Genomic DNA, 14,275 nt, shown 5'->3' on the forward strand with positions numbered 1-14,275 from the left:
AGGGGTTCCGGGCCGAAAAACCAAATCCGGTGCCGTGATTCGGGCCGCCGTTTGGTACGTGGAGGGCCGGACCTGTCGCTTCGCCGGCGCCGGGCATTTCGAATGCGGCAAACCGTCCGCCGGTGTGGCGAAAAATGATGGATTTAGTCGTTTTATCTCAAGGGGTAAGCTGGCGTGATGACGGCGCGCGCGCAGCGGCCTCGTCAAACGGGGATCCGGCCGCGCCGGCGGACGAAAAAGGCCCGCGCCGCATGGCGGCACGGGCCTTCGATACGCTTGAAGCCGGATTACTGCGGCACGACCAAGCGCATGTCGTCGCGGCGCTCGGCGTAGCTTGCCTCCTCGTAGGCGGGCTGCGCCTCGAGCTCTTCCTGCGTGAAGGCGGTGTAGAGGTAGCGGTTGCCGTTGCCGTCGGTCATGAATTCGAGATTGTCCATGCCGATGGCGACTTCTTTTTCGCCGATCCCGAGGAAGCCGCCAACGTCGACGATGATCGCGTCGACGTCGCCATCCTGCGACAGCACGACGTCACCGATCTCGCCGATGTTCTCGTCATCGACGCCGTAGACGGTGGTGCCGATCAATTCCTCGGCGCTGATCTGGTCGCTGGCGAGCGGTTCCAGACTAGACCGGTCGATCGCTGCGGTCTCGGTCTTGTCGGTCGCCTTCGCCGGATCCTCGAGCGGCGATGCTGCCGTGTTTTCGTTGTCGGCAACCCGCTCCTCGGTCTTGGCCGTGTCCTGGGTTTCCGTCGCGGCCTTTTCGTCAGCCGGCGCCTCGGCGGTCATCTCGTCTTTCGGTGCCGCTTCCATGTCCTGATTGGCCGGCGCCTCCGCCGCCTTGTCCTCGACAGGTAACTCCTCCGTGGTCTCGGCGGTGTCGGCCTTGGCCAGATCGTCGGCGGTGGCCGGCTTGGTTTCCGTCACCTCGGTATCGGCCGGAACCGGCTGATAGGCCATCCGGTCGAATTCGGGCTGTGCCTTCAGCGCATCGGCGGTCGTTTCAACGACCAACCAGCGATCGCCGTTGCGTTCGGCCCATTTCACCAGATCGTATTCGATCGCGACATGCTTCTCGCCGAGGCCGAGAAAGCCGCCGACGCCGATCACCACGGCCTGGATGTTGCCGTCGGCGTCGATGACAATGTCGTTCACGTCACCGATATTCTCGGCATCGTCGCCGGCGCCATTATAGACCGACTGGCCGATAATGTTGCTGGCGAGCTGGCCGTCGGCCTTGACGACCATGGGAACCTCGGCGGTCGGCTGGGTCTGTTGCGCGGGATCGGCCGGGACGGTGGTGCTGGTCTGGGCGATTGCGCCGCTGGATACCAGCAAAGCAAGGGCGGATGTCGCCATAAGCTTGCGGATCATGATAAAACCTCCTTGTGCATCATTCGTATGCACGGCCGCGCCTTTTCCGATCGTGGCAGAGAGGCTGAGGCGCGGCCGCTCGACAGGCACTAAACGCGACATGTCGAGACTTGTTCCCGCAAGCGGACAATCAAACGCATTCTTTCCGCGATGATCGACAACGTGGCGTGTCGCCTCCGGAGTCCGCAACGGCCCGACGCCTGGCGTGACCCGGACGCGAGCCGGAGACGCGTTTTGCGCCGGCCGCCGGGACACGATCCGGCGCGGCGATCTGTGCGGGGACGGTTCCGGGAGCCGGACGGCCGCGCTAGCGCGGCGCGCGTTTGGCGAGGATGCGCTGCAGGGTCCGGCGGTGCATGTTCAGCCGGCGCGCGGTTTCAGAGACATTGCGGTCACACATCTCGTAGACACGTTGGATATGTTCCCAGCGGACCCGGTCGGCCGACATCGGATTTTCCGGCGGCACGACTTTTTCACCCGTCGTGCTCGTCAATGCGGCATAGACGTCGTCGGCATCGGCCGGCTTGGCGAGATAGTCGATCGCTCCGAGTTTGACCGCCGTCACCGCGGTCGCGATGTTGCCGTAGCCGGTGAGAATGACGGCGCGTGCTTCCGCCCGCTTTTCGCGGATTGCCGACACGACGTCGAGGCCGTTGCCGTCGCCGAGCCGCATATCGACCACGGCATAGGCGGGCGGTGCCGCCCTCGCCTTGGCGAGGGCTTCCTCCACGCTCTCCGCGGTTTCGACCGAAAACCCCCGTAGCTCCATCGCCCGCGCCAGGCGGGTCAGGAAGGGGCGGTCGTCGTCGACGATGAGCAGCGAGCGGTCCTCGCCGAGCGGGTCTTGATTTTCGGTGGTCATGAATTCGGTTCCGAACGCTGTCTGGCCCCTATTTATTCAAAAAACTCGCCAAGTCCAATTTCGCCGGTTCAGCCGATCGCATGCTCGCTGACCGGATCGCGCAGGAAGAGGTCGCGTGGCCAGCTCACCCGGGCGATGGCGCCCTGTCCGGGACCGCTTGCATTGCCGAAGGCAACCGCCGCGCCGGAGCGCTCAAGCAGGGTTTTGGCGATGAACAGCCCGAGCCCGAGCCCGCCGCCGCCCTCGTCCTGCCGGCCCGAGCGCGTGGTCATGTAGGGTTCGCCGATACGGTCGATCACCTCCGGCGGAAAGCCAGACCCGTCGTCGGTGACCTCGATCGAGACATGGGCCGTGTCCCAGCTCCAGCGCACGGTCACGCTTTCGCGCGCAAAATCGACGGCATTTTCGACCAGATTGCCGAGCCCGTAAATGACGCCGGGATTACGCCGCCCCGCCGGCTCGCGGCCTTCGACCGCGCCCGGTTCGAGGCGGATGTCGATGCCGAAATCCCGGTGCGGCGCGATCACGTCCTCAATCATCGCCGTCAGCGTCATCCGCGCCATATGTTCCTCGCCCTGCGAGGACAGGCTGGTCAGCCGCTGCAGGATCTCCTTGCAGCGCTCGCTCTGCGACCTGAGCAGGGTGACGTCCTCGCGAAAGCGCGGATCGCTCTCCAGGGCCCGTTCCATCTCGCGCGCCACCAGGGCGATGGTGGCAAGCGGTGTGCCGAGTTCGTGGGCCGCCGCCGCCGCCAGTCCGTCGAGGGCCGACAGATGTTGCTCGCGTTGCAAAACCAGCTCGGTGGCGGCCAACGCGGTGGCGAGCTGGCGTGCCTCCTCGGCCACCCGCCAGGCATAGATCGCGGTAAAGGCGGTGGTCGACAGGATCGCCATCCACATGCCGATGACATAGAGGAACGGCATCGCCAGATTGCTGCCGCCATACCAGGGCAACGGCAGATGGAAACTCACCAGCAGCGAGGCGGTGACCGCGACCACCAGGCCGAGCACGGCGGTCAGCACCAACGGCAGCGAGGTCGCCGAGACGATCACCGGAACAGACATCAGGATCGCAAACGGGTTGGTCAGTCCACCGGTCAGGTAGAGCAGTCCGGCGAGTTGCAGGACATCGAGGAACAGGACGCAGAAGGCGGCCCCCGGCTTCAGCCTGTGGGTAGCGGGGTAACGGAAGGCCAGAAACAGATTCACCCAGGCCGAACAGGCGATCAGCGCGAAGCAAAGTCCGACCGGCAGCGGAAACGTGAACCAGTAGGCCACGACCAGCACGGCCGCGCTCTGGCCGATGATGGCGAGCCAGCGCAGGCGGATGAGCGTGTTGAGCCGCAATTGCCGGCTTTGCTGATGGTCGGGCGTGCGAAGATCCTGCAGCATCGCCCTCCTATAGGCCGCGCGGCCGCTCGCGCCAAAGGGAATCTGGGGTCGGGCCGCTCCGTCTTTGCCTGGCCGATGCGATGCGCGGCCGGGCGCCTGGTTAGCGCCCGCGCGACTTGGCGCGCGCGGTCGGCTCGGCCCGCAGCGGCTCCTCCGGCCAGGGATGTTTGGGATAGCGCCCGCGCATGGCCGCGCGTACCTCGGCCCACGACCCGCGCCAGAAGCCGGGCAGGTCGCGCGTGGTCTGGATCGGGCGGTGCGCCGGCGACAGCAATTCGAGCGTCAGCGGTACGGTTCCAGCCGCGATGGCGGGGTGGCGGTCGAGGCCGAACAATTCCTGCACGCGCACGGCAAGCACCGGCGCGTCGTCGCGATAGTCGATCGGGATATGATTGCCCGACGGCACTTCGAAATGGGTCGGCGCCAGCGCTTCGACCCGCCTCTGGTCGTTGTGATCGACCCGCGCCAAAAGGGCCTCCGCCAGCGTGTGGTCCGCTATGTCGGCGATGGCCGCGCTGCCGGTCAGAAACGGCGCCAGCCAGTCGCCAGCCGTCTCGCGCAGCGCCGTATCGCTCATTTCCGGCCATGGATCGCCGAGTCCGCGTCGCAACCAGGCGAGCCTGCGCCTGAGGCCGGTCGACTTCTTGCCCCAGCGCAGGATGGCGATGCCGCGTGCGCTGACGGCGGCGAGGATGGCACGGTCGGCGTCGGCCCCGGTCGGCGGCGGCAGCGGGCGCTCGGCAAGCGTGATCGCGCCGAGGCGGCTTTTTTCGCGCGCCCGCACGGTGCCGCTGTCGCTGTCGAATCCGGTTTCCGTCCCGGTCTCGATGCGGCCGGCAAGCACGGCGCGCAGATCGTCCTCCTCGACCGCCGCGGCGGCGACGATGCGGGCGTTGCGCGCCTTGCCCTGCAGGTCGGCGACGACCAGAAAATCGTGTCCGGCCAGCGGATCGGCCGGGTCGATCTCGCCACCTCGGCCATTGGCGAGGACGTAGCGGCCCGGTCCGCCGCGCGCCATCGCCACCCGGTCGGGCCAGGCATGCAACAGCAGCCTGCCCGCGCCGGTTGCTCCTGCGTTCGCGCCCGTGCGGATACCGGCGCCTGCCGCTGTGGCGAGCCGCTTGGCCAGCGCCCGCGCATTGCCGGCCCGAGGACCGCGATCGCGGCGAAACCGCGCGAGCCGGGCGTCGAGGTCGATCTGCTGGCCGCCAAGGCCGCGTTCGGTCAAAAGCACGGCCAGTTCCGCGGCCTGGACGGCCGCTCCGTCCCGCGCGGCCCTGGCGACCATATGGGCGAGGCGCGCCGGCAGAGCGAGACGGCGCATCGCCACGCCGTCGGCGGTCAGGCGTCCGGTTTCGTCGATGGCGTCGAGGTCGCGCAGTAGCGCGCGCGCCGCGGCGAGCGCGGCGGCGGGCGGCGGATCGAGAAAGGCGAGGCTTGTCGGGTCGACGACCCCGAAGGCGGCGCAGTCGAGCACCAGGCCTGCGAGGTCCGCCGCCGCGATTTCCGGCGGCGTGAAGGCGGGTAGCGACGCGGTCTGTTCGGCGCGCCACAACCGGACCGCGACGCCCGGCGCCGTGCGTCCTGCGCGTCCTGCGCGCTGTTCGGCCGACGCACGAGACACCCGTACGGTTTCGAGCCGGGTCAGCCCGGTGGCCGGCTCGAATTTCGGCAGACGCTGATAGCCTGAATCGATCACCACCCGAACGCCGTCGATGGTGATCGAGGTCTCGGCGATCGCGGTGGCCAGCACGATCTTGCGGCGGCCTTCGGGCGCCGGGCGGATCGCCGCATCCTGGGCCTTGCCGTCCATGGCGCCGAAAAGCGCGATCAGATCCGCATTTGCCGGCAGCCGGCCGGCGAGCCGTTCGGCGGTGCGCTCGATTTCGCGCTGGCCCGGCAGGAAGACGAGGATGCTGCCGTCCTCCTCGGAAAGCGCCGCGCGCACGGCGGCCGCCACGGCGTCCTCGAGCGTTTCGCCGCCGGGGCGCTCGCGGTAACGGATGTCGACCGGAAAGCTTCGGCCATGGCTTTCGATCGCCGGCGCGTCGCCAAGCAGCCGGGCGACGCGCGCGCCGTCGAGGGTTGCCGACATCACCACCAGCCGCAGATCCGGCCGCAACCCCTGCCTGACGTCGAGCGCCAGCGCCAGGCCGAAATCGCCGTCGAGCGAGCGCTCGTGGAACTCGTCGAAAACGACACACGCAATACCGGCAAGCTCCGGATCATCGAGGATCATGCGCGCCAGCACGCCTTCGGTGACGACGAGAATGCGCGTTGCCGCCGAGATTTTTCTGTCCATGCGCATGGCGTAGCCGACCGTGGCGCCGACCTCTTCGCCGAGGAGGGCGGCCATGCGCCGCGCGGCGGCGCGCGCGGCCAGCCGGCGCGGTTCCAGGATCAGGATCGTGCCGTCGCTGCGCCAGTCCTCGCCCAAAAGCGCGAGCGGCACCAGCGTGGTCTTGCCGGCGCCCGGCGGCGCGACCAGGACGGCGTTTCCCGGTCCCGCGAGCGCGGCGCGCAGGTCGGGCAGGATTCGGCTGACGGGAAGGTCGGGCAGGGTCATGGCGGGTTCAACCGATACGTTTGGACCGGGCCGGGTCGGCATATCAGCGCCGGCATTGCGCTGGCAATGCGCAAAGGAGCCGGCGCCGGCAAGGGCGTCGGTGAATTGCCTCGGATGCGGTCTTGATCCCCACCTCGCGGGAGCCTAGCTTTCACCTGGCGGCGTGAAAACGTCGCCGACGTTCTCAGGGCGGGGTGGAAGTCCCCACCGGCGGTAAGGGGGTCTCCCCCAAGCCCGCGAGCGCCGGAGCGGTCACAGGCCGGTCCGGGTCAGCAGATTCGGTGCGAATCCGAAGCCGACGGTCACAGTCCGGATGGAAGAGAACGGGTCAGATAACCGAACGCGTCCTTTGGCTCGTCGCCCAAGGCCGCGCGCGGTGTCCGATCCCGCATCCCTGAGGTTTCTGGGTCAATGCGAAAGGATCGGACCGAATGAGCCAGACTGCCTCGATCGAAACCACCCCGGCCGCGCTGCGCGGTGCCGCGATCATGGTGGCGACCGGCCTCGCCTTTGCCGGCCTCAATGTCGCCGTGCAATGGGCGAGCGTCACCGCCGGCGCCACCGCGCCGGCGATCGCGTTCTGGCAATATGCCATCGCGCTGGCGCTCGCCGCGCCGCTGGTCTGGCGCGGCGGCGTGCATATCCTGCATACACGCCATATTTTTCTGCATCTGGCGCGGGTGCTTTTGGCCGCGGCCGGCGTGCAGCTATGGATCCATAGTCTGTCCGTCGTGCCGATCTGGCAGGCGATCGCGCTTGCCATGACCTCGCCGTTCTTCGTCGTGGCGGGGGCGGGCCTGATCCTGCGCGAGCGGGTCGATTTCGCCCGCATCGCCGCCACGGCGGCCGGCTTCGCCGGCGCCATGATCATCATCGCGCCCTGGTCGGAAAGTTTTACCCATCACGCTTTCCTGCCGGTGCTGGCGGCGGCGTGCTGGGCCGGCACGTCGCTGATCACCAAATATCTGACCCGGCTGGAGCCCACGGCCGGCATCACCGTCTATCTGCTTTTGCTGCTGACCCCGATCAACGCCGCGATCTGGCTCGGCTCGGGTTTCGAGATCCCGCCGCAGGCCGCCTGGGGCGCACTGCTCGTCGCCGGCGCCCTGACCGGGCTCGCGCAATATCTTCTGACCTGGGCCTATGCCAGCGCCGACGCCGCCTATCTGCAGCCTTTCGACGATCTGAAGCTGCCCTTCAACATCGTCGCCGGCTGGCTGGTGTTCGGCGCCGCGCCGACATCGGGATTCTGGCCGGGCGCGGCGCTGATCGTTGCGGCCTCGCTCTATCTGATGCGGTGCGAACGGACCGTCGCGGCCTGAGCCCGCTATTTCTCAATGCCGCGTGAGACGCGCTTGATCCCCGGCCGGGATGGTGCATCTTCGTCGCGAAACGGGAGACAGGCGATGGCTCGAATATCACGGAACGTTTTCATCGAGCCGGGGCGGGCGGCATGAGCGGCCAGTCCGCCTCGGTGTTCGATCCCTTGTGGCGGCGGCTGGCGATCATCGCCGTTTGTGCCGGCTGGACGGTGCTGGAATGGCTGAACGGCCAGACCGCCTGGGCGCTGCTTGCCACCGCCGCCACCGTCTACGGGACCTGGAGCCTGCTGATTGCCTGGACTCCGCCATCGGAGGGACCTGTCGCTCCGGGCGAGCGGGACGGGAAAGGTGAGTAGTCGCCCAATGCGCGGCTTGGCGGTCGCTGTTGGAAAGGACCGACTGCCCGCCTCAGGCCGTCACCGACAATTCTACCCTGTCGGCGGCGAAACGCGTTTCGGCGAACTGGATCGGCCGGCCCTCCGGGTCGACATTGACGGCGATCGCGACCAGAACGATCGCACCCGGTGAAAGCCTGAGGTCGTCGAGATCGCCGTCGTCGGCGTGGCGGGCCGACACCAGCGTCGAGGAGCGGAAATAGTCGGCGACGCCGTAGCGCCGGAACGCCAGCGTGACCGAGCCGAGTTCGCGATAGGTTTCCGCGAAGCCGGCGAAGCGGTCGGCGTCGAACCAGCTTGTCGCGCGCGACACCGGGCGGCCGTCGGCTTCCGAAACCGTGTCCATGCGAATCACCCGCGCGTCGGACGCCAGAGCGAGCGCCTCGGCCGTGCGCCGGTCGGCGGCCTCCTCGCGATGGTCGAGCAGGTGGCCGCGCCTGTCGCGGGCCTGGTCGCGCAATCCTTCGGAAAACCGGGTGCGGGCGCCGATCGGATAGGTCAGGCGCCGGCGCTGCTCGACGAAGGTGCCGCGCCCCTGCTCGGCCCGTAAAACGCCTTCCTCGACCAGCGCGGCGATCGCGCCGCGCACAGTGTGGCGGTTGACACCGAAATGCGCGGCGAGCGTGGTTTCCGGCGGCAGTCGCCCGTTCGCGCCCAGCCTGCCCTGGACGATGTCGCGCCGGATCTGATCGGCGATCTGGCGCCATAGCGAAATCCCGCTGCGCCGTTCCATCGTCCTGTCGGGGTTTTTCATTGTCGTTTCGCCCTGTCACGGCAACGTCATGGACACACGCTAGAACACGGTATAATTTGTATGGTTGTCTATATCAATAGACGAATATTCACAGCAACGGTCGGATCGGATGAAAACGCAAGACAGGCAGGACGAGGCAAGCCCACCGGCGCGTCGGGACGCCATGGCCGTGATCGCGCGCGCCGACGGCGATGCGCTGCGGCGGCTCTGGGCCGAAGCCGGCTTCGAGGAGCTGGCCGAATTGGTGCGTGGCCCCGAAACCGGGCTGGTGATGCTGCGCGGGCGCATGGGCGGCGGCGGTGCGGCCTTCAATCTCGGCGAGGCGACGGTGACGCGCGCCACCGTGCGGCTGGCGACCGGCGAGGTCGGCCATGCCTACGCGCTCGGCCGCGATCGCGACAAGGTGCGGATCGCGGCCACGGTCGACGCGCTGTGGCAGCGTCCGCAAAGCCGCGACCGGGTCGAAGACAGGATTGTTGCGCCGCTGCGTGCGGCCGGCGCGGCCGCCGACGACGAGCGCCGGCGCGAGACGGCGGCCACCAAGGTCGACTTTTTCACCATGGTGCGCGGAGAGGATTGATGGAATTTTCCACTCGTTCGATCGATGGCGGTTTCGCCGAGCCGGTGATCGCCGCGCAAGGCGTGTTCCGCGCCCTGATGGAGGCCATGGCCCGGCCGGGCACCGTCCACGCCCTGCCGCCGCTGGCCGCCCCGCCCGCGCCGCTGACGGCCGAGGCCGGCGCCGTCGCGTTGACCTTGTGCGATCACGACACGCCGGTCTGGCTCGACCCCGAACTGCAGGGCTCGGCCGAAATCCGTGACTGGATCGGCTTCCACACCGGCGCGCCGTTCGCGTTCACGCCGGCGGAGGCCCATTTCGCCCTCGTCTCACGCCCCGGCGAGCTGATCGCGCTGGAAAATTTCGCCCAGGGTTCGCAGGACTATCCGGACCGCTCGGCGACGATAATCCTGCAGCTCGACACGCTTGCGGCGGGCGCGCCGCTGGTGCTGGAAGGGCCGGGCATCGAGACCCGCGCGCGGCTGGCGCCAGCGCCGCTGCCGCGCCATCTGGCGACGCAATGGCGTCAAAACAACGCCCGCTTCCCGCGCGGCGTCGACCTCGTCCTGACCGCGCCCGGCGCGATCGCCTGCCTGCCGCGCACCACCCGCATCGTCGAAACGGAGGGCTAGAAGCCATGTATGTTGCCGTGAAGGGCGGCGAGGCCGCCATCGACAACGCGCACCGCCTGCTCGCCGACCGGCGCCGCGGCGACCGCGACGTGCCGGCCCTCGGCCTCGACCAGATCGTCGAACAGCTTGCGCTCGCCGTCGATCGGGTGATGGCCGAAGGCTCGCTTTACGACCGGGAACTCGCTGCGCTCGCCATCCGTCAGGCGCGGGGCGACATGATCGAGGCGATCTTTTTGGTGCGCGCCTACCGCACCACCCTGCCGCGGTTCGGCTATGCGAGGCCGGCCGATACCGGTGCGATGCTGATCGAGCGTCGGGTGTCGGCCACCTACAAGGACCTGCCCGGCGGCCAGCTACTGGGCCCGACCTTCGACTACACCCACCGCTTGCTCGATCCCCAACTGGCCGGAGACGCGCCGGTCGCCGCGCCGGCAACGCGCGAGGCCGACACGCGGGCCATGCCGCGCGTCTCGGAGATCCTGACCCGCGAGGGCCTGATCGAGGGCGACGGGGCGCTGCCTGACGATCGCGAGCCCGGCGACATCACCCGCGAAGCGCCGGAATTTCCGATGGAGCGCGACCTGCGCCTGCAGTCGCTGGCGCGCGGCGACGAAGGATTCCTGCTGGCGCTCGCCTATTCGACCCAGCGCGGCTATGCCCGCTCGCACCCCTTCGTCGGCGAGATCAGGATCGGCGAACTCGATATCGAACTCGACGTGCCCGAGCTTCCCTTCCCGGTGCCGCTCGGGCGTATCCGCGTCACCGAATGCCAGATGGTCAACCAGTTTCAGGGTTCGGCCAAGGCGCCGCCGCAATTCACCCGCGGCTACGGCCTGGTCTTCGGTCAGTCTGAGCGCAAGGCGATGGCGATGGCGCTGTGCGACCGGGCGTTGCGCGCCGGCGAATTCGGCGAAGACGTCACCGCGCCGGCCCAGGACGAGGAATTCGTGATCGCGCATGCCGACAACGTCCAGGCGACCGGCTTCGTCGAGCACCTGAAGCTGCCGCATTACGTCGACTTTCAGGCCGAACTCGACCTGGTCCGACGCATGCGCGCGGAAGCCGAGGCGCATACGGCCACCCCCGTCAAGGTGGCGGGAAAGGCAGCCGAATGAACCGGCTAGTTGTCCTGGTCGGGCGTCCTGCGGCCCAGCGCGCGCGCCCGGTAGCCGCGATAAATCAGATAGGCGGTCAGCACCAGCGCCAGAATGATCGGCAGGATGAGAAAGTCCATGTCGGTCTCCTTTCGAAGGAAACGCGTCATGTCCGATAGTGTTGCAGCGTCGCTTGCCGAAGCGCCGTCCTACAATTTCGCCTATCTGGACGAGCAGACCAAACGCATGATCCGGCGCGCGATCCTCAAGGGCATCGCCATTCCGGGCTATCAGGTGCCGTTCGCCAGCCGCGAGATGCCGATGCCGTACGGCTGGGGCACGGGCGGCGTGCAGGTGACGGCGTCGGTGATCGGCCCCGACGACGTCCTGAAGGTCATCGACCAGGGCGCCGACGACACCACCAATGCGGTGTCGATCCGCGCCTTCTTCCAGAAGGTTGCGCGCGTCGCGGTGACGACCGAAACGGCGCGCGCGACCATCATCCAGACCCGACACCGCATTCCCGAGCATCCGCTGACGGAGGGCCAGGTGCTGGTCTATCAGGTGCCGATCCCCGAGCCGTTGCGCTTTCTCGAGCCGCGCGAGACCGAGACCCGCAAGATGCACGCGCTCGAGGAATATGGCCTCATGCATGTCAAGCTCTACGAGGACATCGCCCGGCACGGCCATATCGCCACCACCTACGCCTATCCGGTCAAGGTCGAGGGGCGCTACGTGATGGACCCCTCGCCGACGCCGAAATTCGACAATCCGAAGATGCACCGCTCGCCGGCCCTGCAATTGTTCGGCGCCGGGCGCGAGAAGCGCATCTACGCCATTCCGCCCTATTGCGACGTGGTCAGCCTCGATTTCGAGGACCATCCCTTCAAGGTGCAGGCGTTCGACAAGCCCTGCGCGCTGTGCGGGGCCGAAAACGTCTATCTCGACGAGGTGATCCTGGACGATCGCGGCGGCCACATGTTCGTCTGCTCCGACACCGATTTTTGCGAAAAGCGGCGCGATGCCGGCCATGTCGGCGAGATGACCGAGGCCGCCGAATGACCAGCCCGTATTCCGCTGCGAAAGGTGACGCCATGACCGGCCAGACCATGTCCGACGAGCCGCTACTGCGTGTCGCCGGCCTGTCAAAATCCTACGGCGCGCGCGTCGGCTGCGACGACGTCTCGTTCGATTTGTGGCCGGGCGAGGTGCTGGCCGTCGTCGGCGAATCGGGCTCGGGCAAGACCACGCTGCTCAATTGCGTGTCGACCCGACTGTTGCCGACCTCCGGCGCGGTCAGCTACCGCATGCGCGACGACAGCTGGCGCGAGCTCTACCGCATGGGCGAGGCCGAGCGCCGTTTCCTGATGCGCACCGATTGGGGGTTCGTCCACCAGAACCCGGCCGACGGGCTCAGGATGACGGTCTCGGCCGGCGCCAATGTCGGGGAGCGCCTGATGGCGGTCGGCGATCGCCACTACGGCAATATTCGCGCCACCGCCGTCGACTGGCTGGGCCGCGTCGAGATCGCCGAGGACCGCGTCGACGACCAGCCGCGCGCCTTTTCCGGCGGCATGCGCCAGCGCCTGCAGATTGCCCGCAACCTCGTCACCCATCCGCGGCTGATCTTCATGGACGAACCGACCGGCGGGCTCGACGTGTCGGTGCAGGCGCGCCTGCTCGACCTTGTGCGCGGCCTGGTCAGCGAGCTCGGCCTGGCCGCGATCGTGGTCACGCACGACCTCGCCGTCGCCCGGCTGCTGTCGCATCGCATGATGGTGATGAAGGACGGCCACGTCGTCGAGCACGGCCTGACCGACCGGGTGCTCGACGACCCGCAGGCGCCCTACACCCAGCTTCTCGTCTCCTCGATCCTGCAGGTGTGAGGACATGAACGCGAACCGAGCGGGCCAAGATCCGGGCACGACCGTGCGAAAGGGAGAAAACCGAATGGCAACGCCGCTTGTCGTTTCCGAGCTCTGCAAAAGTTTCACCATGCATCTGCGCGACGGTATCCGTCTGCCGGTGGTCGACAAGGCGCGCTTTGCGCTCCAGGCCGGCGAATGCGCCGTGCTCGGCGGGCCGTCCGGTGCCGGCAAGAGCTCGATCCTGAAAATGCTCTACGGCAACTACGCCGTCGATTCCGGCCAGATCATCATCGATCATCACGGCACGCTGACCGACATGGCCGCCGCCAGCCCCCGCGACGTGCTGGCGATCCGCCGCGACACGCTCGGTTATGTCAGCCAGTTCCTGCGTGTGGTGCCGCGCGTGTCGGCGCTCGACATCGTCGCCGAGCCGCTTCTGGCGCGCGGCCGCGACAGGGCGGAGGCTCTGGCGCGCAGCCGCGATCTGTTGAGCCGGCTCAATTTGCCGGAGAGATTATGGGACCTGCCGCCGGCGACCTTCTCCGGCGGCGAGCAGCAGCGCGTCAACATCGCGCGCGGTTTCATCACCCGCCATCCGATCCTCTTGCTCGACGAGCCGACCGCCTCGCTCGACGCCACCAACCGCGCCGTGGTGATCGACATGATCGCCGAGAAAAAGGCGGCCGGCGTCGCCCTGCTCGGCATTTTTCACGATCAGGACGTGCGCGAGGCCGTCGCCGACCAGATCATCGACGTGACCGATTTCGCCCCCGCAAAGGCCGCCTGATGCCGAAACTTTCAGAAAACCCGTCCGTTCATCCGACCGCCGAGGTCAGTGGCTCGACGCTCGCCCGTTATACCGAAATCGCCGAGCGCACCCGCTTCCACGATTCGGTCCTGGGCGATTATTCCTACGTGATGCAGGATTGCGGCGTGTGGTGCGCCGATATCGGCAAGTTCGCCAATATAGCGGCCGCCGTGCGCATCAACGCCACCAACCATCCGACCTGGCGGCCGACGCTGCACCATTTCACCTATCGCGCGTCCGACTACTGGGAGGATGCCGAGCACGAGGAGGCGTTTTTCGACTGGCGCCGCCAGAACAAGGTCACCATCGGTCACGACACCTGGTTCGGCCACGGCTCGACCGTCCTGCCCGGCGTCAGCATCGGCGACGGCGCCGTCATCGGGGCCGGCGCCGTGGTGTCCAAGGATGTCGCACCCTACACCATCGTCGGCGGTGTTCCGGCCAAACCGATCCGCGAGCGTTTCGACCGCGCGACCGCGGCTCGGTTTCAGGAACTGGCCTGGTGGGACTGGAACCACCGGCGCCTGCGCGCCGCGCTCGACGATTTCCGTACGCTCGACGCCGCCGCCTTCCTGGAAAAATACCAAGCCTGATCCGAAGCCTGCCCGCGTGCGTATTGACAGGCTTCATTTCATTATTCTAGTGCTAGAA

14 protein-coding genes and 1 riboswitch are annotated in these 14,275 nt (G+C 67.7%); of the genes, 9 read left to right on the top strand and 5 right to left on the bottom strand.

The genetic code is table 11. From position 1 onward, the window contains the following. Positions 1-287: 287 nt before the first annotated feature. The 4 genes from GN330_RS05325 to hrpB form a co-directional block, all read right to left on the bottom strand. Positions 288-1,373 (bottom strand): PRC-barrel domain-containing protein, encoded by a 1,086-nt coding sequence (locus GN330_RS05325; RefSeq protein ID WP_156711583.1) that lies wholly within the window; start codon positions 1,371-1,373, stop codon positions 288-290. Between the two features lie 307 nt (positions 1,374-1,680). Beyond that, positions 1,681-2,235: an ActR/PrrA/RegA family redox response regulator transcription factor gene (locus tag GN330_RS05330; RefSeq protein WP_156711584.1), complete on the bottom strand. Its 555-nt coding sequence runs from the start codon at positions 2,233-2,235 to the stop codon at positions 1,681-1,683. 68 nt (positions 2,236-2,303) lie between these two features. Further along, positions 2,304-3,626: an ActS/PrrB/RegB family redox-sensitive histidine kinase gene (locus GN330_RS05335; protein WP_156711585.1), complete on the bottom strand. Its 1,323-nt coding sequence runs from the start codon at positions 3,624-3,626 to the stop codon at positions 2,304-2,306. Positions 3,627-3,726: 100 nt separating this feature from the next. Further along, the gene (gene hrpB / locus GN330_RS05340) at positions 3,727-6,192 is read right to left on the bottom strand and encodes an ATP-dependent helicase HrpB (protein WP_156711586.1); all 2,466 of its coding nucleotides are present in this window, start codon (positions 6,190-6,192) and stop codon (positions 3,727-3,729) included. A 176-nt stretch (positions 6,193-6,368) separates the two neighbouring features. Beyond that, a riboswitch (FMN riboswitch) is annotated at positions 6,369-6,521 on the top strand. Positions 6,522-6,623: 102 nt separating this feature from the next. Here hrpB and GN330_RS05345 point away from each other — a divergent pair. Together GN330_RS05345 and GN330_RS05350 are read left to right on the top strand one after the other, a co-directional pair. Further along, positions 6,624-7,514, top strand: a complete 891-nt coding sequence (locus tag GN330_RS05345; protein WP_197435042.1) for a DMT family transporter — start codon at positions 6,624-6,626, stop codon at positions 7,512-7,514. Between the two features lie 131 nt (positions 7,515-7,645). Beyond that, on the top strand, positions 7,646-7,870 hold the full coding sequence (locus GN330_RS05350; protein ID WP_156711587.1) for a DUF3329 domain-containing protein: 225 nt from the start codon (positions 7,646-7,648) through the stop codon (positions 7,868-7,870). A 52-nt stretch (positions 7,871-7,922) separates the two neighbouring features. Here the strand turns inward: GN330_RS05350 and phnF are convergent, their stop codons facing one another. Next, on the bottom strand, positions 7,923-8,663 hold the full coding sequence (gene phnF / locus GN330_RS05355; protein WP_156711588.1) for a phosphonate metabolism transcriptional regulator PhnF: 741 nt from the start codon (positions 8,661-8,663) through the stop codon (positions 7,923-7,925). Between the two features lie 109 nt (positions 8,664-8,772). On the opposite strand from phnF, the gene phnG reads away from it, so the two are divergent. The 7 genes from phnG (at position 8,773) to GN330_RS05390 (ending at position 14,217) form a co-directional block, all read left to right on the top strand. Further along, positions 8,773-9,243, top strand: a complete 471-nt coding sequence (gene phnG, locus GN330_RS05360; protein WP_156711589.1) for a phosphonate C-P lyase system protein PhnG — start codon at positions 8,773-8,775, stop codon at positions 9,241-9,243. Beyond that, positions 9,243-9,854, top strand: coding sequence for a phosphonate C-P lyase system protein PhnH (gene phnH, locus GN330_RS05365; RefSeq protein WP_156711590.1), 612 nt, complete (start codon positions 9,243-9,245; stop codon positions 9,852-9,854). Before phnG ends, phnH begins: the two co-directional genes overlap by 1 nt. A 5-nt stretch (positions 9,855-9,859) precedes the next feature. Then, the gene (locus GN330_RS05370; RefSeq protein ID WP_156711591.1) at positions 9,860-10,969 is read left to right on the top strand and encodes a carbon-phosphorus lyase complex subunit; all 1,110 of its coding nucleotides are present in this window, start codon (positions 9,860-9,862) and stop codon (positions 10,967-10,969) included. A 147-nt stretch (positions 10,970-11,116) separates the two neighbouring features. Further along, entirely contained in the window at positions 11,117-12,010 is an 894-nt protein-coding gene (locus tag GN330_RS05375) for an alpha-D-ribose 1-methylphosphonate 5-phosphate C-P-lyase PhnJ (protein WP_156711592.1), read from the top strand. Positions 12,011-12,057: 47 nt separating this feature from the next. Next, positions 12,058-12,834 carry a phosphonate C-P lyase system protein PhnK gene (gene phnK, locus GN330_RS05380; protein WP_156711962.1) on the top strand — a complete coding sequence of 259 codons (777 nt, stop codon included), beginning with the start codon at positions 12,058-12,060 and terminating at the stop codon, positions 12,832-12,834. A gap of 64 nt (positions 12,835-12,898) precedes the next feature. After that, the gene (gene phnL / locus GN330_RS05385) at positions 12,899-13,603 is read left to right on the top strand and encodes a phosphonate C-P lyase system protein PhnL (protein ID WP_156711593.1); all 705 of its coding nucleotides are present in this window, start codon (positions 12,899-12,901) and stop codon (positions 13,601-13,603) included. Then, positions 13,603-14,217, top strand: a complete 615-nt coding sequence (locus GN330_RS05390) for a DapH/DapD/GlmU-related protein (RefSeq protein ID WP_197435043.1) — start codon at positions 13,603-13,605, stop codon at positions 14,215-14,217. Before phnL ends, GN330_RS05390 begins: the two co-directional genes overlap by 1 nt. Positions 14,218-14,275 lie beyond the last annotated feature (58 nt).

This window comes from Nitratireductor arenosus (genome assembly GCF_009742725.1).
In the GTDB taxonomy this organism is placed as follows: domain Bacteria; phylum Pseudomonadota; class Alphaproteobacteria; order Rhizobiales; family Rhizobiaceae; genus Mangrovimarina; species Mangrovimarina arenosa.

Coding starts and splice junctions, on each gene's coding strand:
- GN330_RS05335 (WP_156711585.1), bottom strand. CDS start 3,626: ATGCTGCAGGATCTTCGCACGCCCGACCATCAGCAAAGCCGGCAATTG.
- GN330_RS05370 (WP_156711591.1), top strand. CDS start 9,860: ATGTATGTTGCCGTGAAGGGCGGCGAGGCCGCCATCGACAACGCGCAC.
- phnG (WP_156711589.1), top strand. CDS start 8,773: ATGAAAACGCAAGACAGGCAGGACGAGGCAAGCCCACCGGCGCGTCGG.
- hrpB (WP_156711586.1), bottom strand. CDS start 6,192: ATGACCCTGCCCGACCTTCCCGTCAGCCGAATCCTGCCCGACCTGCGC.
- GN330_RS05375 (WP_156711592.1), top strand. CDS start 11,117: ATGTCCGATAGTGTTGCAGCGTCGCTTGCCGAAGCGCCGTCCTACAAT.
- phnK (WP_156711962.1), top strand. CDS start 12,058: ATGTCCGACGAGCCGCTACTGCGTGTCGCCGGCCTGTCAAAATCCTAC.
- GN330_RS05325 (WP_156711583.1), bottom strand. CDS start 1,373: ATGATCCGCAAGCTTATGGCGACATCCGCCCTTGCTTTGCTGGTATCC.
- GN330_RS05350 (WP_156711587.1), top strand. CDS start 7,646: ATGAGCGGCCAGTCCGCCTCGGTGTTCGATCCCTTGTGGCGGCGGCTG.
- GN330_RS05345 (WP_197435042.1), top strand. CDS start 6,624: ATGAGCCAGACTGCCTCGATCGAAACCACCCCGGCCGCGCTGCGCGGT.
- GN330_RS05330 (WP_156711584.1), bottom strand. CDS start 2,235: ATGACCACCGAAAATCAAGACCCGCTCGGCGAGGACCGCTCGCTGCTC.
- phnH (WP_156711590.1), top strand. CDS start 9,243: ATGGAATTTTCCACTCGTTCGATCGATGGCGGTTTCGCCGAGCCGGTG.
- phnL (WP_156711593.1), top strand. CDS start 12,899: ATGGCAACGCCGCTTGTCGTTTCCGAGCTCTGCAAAAGTTTCACCATG.
- phnF (WP_156711588.1), bottom strand. CDS start 8,663: ATGAAAAACCCCGACAGGACGATGGAACGGCGCAGCGGGATTTCGCTA.
- GN330_RS05390 (WP_197435043.1), top strand. CDS start 13,603: ATGCCGAAACTTTCAGAAAACCCGTCCGTTCATCCGACCGCCGAGGTC.